Consider the following 3,153-nt stretch of genomic DNA (forward strand, 5'->3'; position numbering starts at 1 on the left):
GAGTCAGCTGTTTCTGACAATGCTGCTGCCCAAAAAGCCCTTCTGAATAAGGACCGCAGCCCAGAAGCTGTGGCCGGTCAAAAGACAGCGGCTGAAAGATTAGCCGCTGCTCAAAATCGGGCCGCAGCAGAAGATAAAACAGGGCATGAAGAGGATGCGCTGGCTCATATCAAGACGATTGACGGCAAGCAGTATTATGTTCAGGATGACGGCACGGTTAAGAAGAACTTTGTCCTTGAATTGGATGGCAAAATCCTGTATTTTGATGCGGAAACCGGTGCTCTGCTGGACTCTGCTGAATATCAGTTCAAGCAGGGAACGACCAGTCTTAATAATGAATTTACCAGAAAAAATGCCTTCTACGGCACTACATCCAAGGACATTGAAACGGTAGACAACTACCTGACGGCCGACAGCTGGTACCGGCCAAAAGAAATTCTCAAAAACGGCACGACCTGGACTGCATCAACAGAAAAGGATTTCCGTCCGCTCTTGATGGCTTGGTGGCCTGACAAGCAGACTCAGATCAACTACCTCAACTACATGAATCAGCAGGGACTGGGAGGCAACGCCGCTTTTGAAAGCAAGGCAGAGCAGTCTGTCCTGACTCTGGCTGCTCAGAATGTCCAAAGAAAGATCGAGGAAAAAATCGGTCAGGAAGGCAGCACGACCTGGCTGAGAACCCTGATGGGAGCCTTTGTCAAGACCCAGCCAAACTGGAATATCTCTACTGAGTCCGAAACATTTGGGGACAACAAAGATCATTTGCAAGGCGGCGCTCTGCTCTATACCAATAATAAGAGAACTTCTTATGCTAATTCAGACTACCGTCTGCTGAACCGCACACCGACCAGCCAAACCGGGACACCAAAATACTTTATCGATCAGTCAAACGGCGGATACGAATTTCTGCTGGCCAATGATATTGACAATTCCAATCCGGCTGTTCAGGCAGAACAGCTCAACTGGCTCCACTTTATGATGAACTTCGGCAGTATCGTAGCCAATGATCCGACTGCTAACTTTGACGGAGTGCGGGTGGATGCAGTGGACAATGTCAATGCCGACCTCCTGCAGATTGCTTCTGACTACTTCAAGGCTTACTATGGGGTCAATGACAGCGAAGCCAAGGCGATTGCGCATCTGTCCATTCTGGAAGCTTGGTCTGACAATGATCCAGACTATAACAAAGACAATAAGGGTGCTCAGCTGCCGATCGACAACAAGCTGCGCCTGTCTCTTCTCTACTCTTTCCTGCGTCCTCTGAGTGTCCGCAGCGGTGTAGAGCCAACCATCAGCAACAGTCTCAATGACCGCTCCAAGGCCAATAAAAATACTGAGCGGATGGCCAACTATGTCTTTGTACGGGCTCATGACAGCGAAGTACAGACTGTTATTGCCGATATTATCAAGAAAAATATCAATCCCAATACAGATGGTCTGACCTTCACCATGGATGAGCTGAAAGCAGCCTTCAAGATTTACAATGCTGATATGCGCAAGGCTGACAAGGAATATACTCAGTTCAACATTCCGACAGCTTACGCCCTGATGCTGTCCAATAAGGACTCCATTACCCGTGTCTACTACGGCGACCTTTATACAGATGACGGCCAGTACATGGCTGAAAAATCGCCTTACTACGATGCTTTGGATGCCCTCATGCGTGCCCGTATCAAGTATGCAGCCGGCGGCCAGGACATGAAAGTGGACTATATGGGCGTAGCTCGTGACAGCAGCAAGTGGGAATACAATGGCATCCTGTCCTCTGTCCGTTACGGAACGGGTGCCAATGAGGCAAGCGACGCTGGGACAGCGGAAACCCGTACCCAAGGGATGGCGGTTATTGCTTCTAATAATCCGAATCTCAAACTGAATACTTGGGACAAGCTGCAGGTTAATATGGGAGCAGCCCACAAGAACCAATATTACCGTCCGCTGCTCTTGACGACTAAAGACGGCATCAGCCGCTATCTGTCAGATGAAGAGGTGCCAAGCTCCCTGTGGAAGAAGACCGATGCCAACGGTATCCTGACCTTTGATATGAATGATATTGCCGGTTACAGCAATGTACAGGTGTCAGGCTATCTGGCGGTTTGGGTGCCGGTCGGTGCGACAGAAGACCAAGATGTCCGCGTAGCTCCAAGCAACAGCAAGTCCAAAGGCGGTCAGGTTTACAATTCCAGCACAGCGCTTGATTCACAGCTGATTTATGAAGGGTTCTCTAACTTCCAAGACTTTGCAGAAAGAGACGACCAGTACACAAATAAAGTCATTGCTAAGAATGTCAACCTCTTTAAAGAGTGGGGAGTCACCTCCTTTGAGCTGCCGCCGCAGTATGTGTCCAGTCAGGACGGAAGTTTCCTTGATTCCATTATCCAAAACGGGTATGCCTTTGAAGACCGCTACGACATGGCCCTGAGCAAGAACAATAAATACGGCTCTCTGGAAGATCTGCTCAATGTCCTGCGTGCTCTGCACAGTGTCAATATTCAGGCTATTGCAGACTGGGTGCCAGACCAGATTTACAATCTGCCGGGCAAAGAAGTAGTGACAGCAACCCGGGTGAATAACTACGGTGTTTACCGCGAGGGCGCAGAAATCAAGGAAAGCCTCTATGTAGCCAACACCAAGACAGACGGCAAGGACTATCAAGGCAAATACGGGGGCGCCTTCCTGGATGAGCTGAAGGCTAAGTATCCGTCAATTTTTGAGCGCAAGCAAATCTCCACCGGTCAAAAAATGACCACCGATGAGAAAATCACCCAGTGGTCTGCTAAGTACTTCAATGGCACCAATATTCTGGGCCGCGGTGCTTACTATGTCCTGAAAGACTGGGCCAGCAATGAGTACCTGTCAACGGAAAAAGGCTATACATTCCTTCCGAAGCAGCTCCTCAACAGAAAGGCTGAGACTGGCTTTAAGAGCGATACTAAGGGGATTAAATTCTTCTCAACCAGCGGCTATCAAGCCAAGGATGCCTTTATCGAAGACGAGCAGGGCAACTGGTATTACTTTGATCAGCAAGGCTACCTAGTGACCGGCGCTTATGAACTGGGCGGCAAGAAACTGTACTTCCTCAAAAACGGTATCCAGCTCCGCGATGCTCTTCGTGAAGATGAAGAAGGCAATCAGTATTATTATGATAAGACG

At 49.1% G+C, this 3,153-nt stretch carries 1 protein-coding gene; it reads left to right on the top strand.

The annotated features are described in order from the left end of the window. The coding region (locus STRDD11_RS03635; RefSeq protein ID WP_241209302.1) for a glycoside hydrolase family 70 protein at positions 1 to 3,153 on the top strand (3,153 nt) is incomplete at both ends.

Origin of the sequence: Streptococcus sp. DD11 (assembly GCF_001578865.1) — a bacterium.
Lineage (GTDB): Bacteria > Bacillota > Bacilli > Lactobacillales > Streptococcaceae > Streptococcus > Streptococcus panodentis.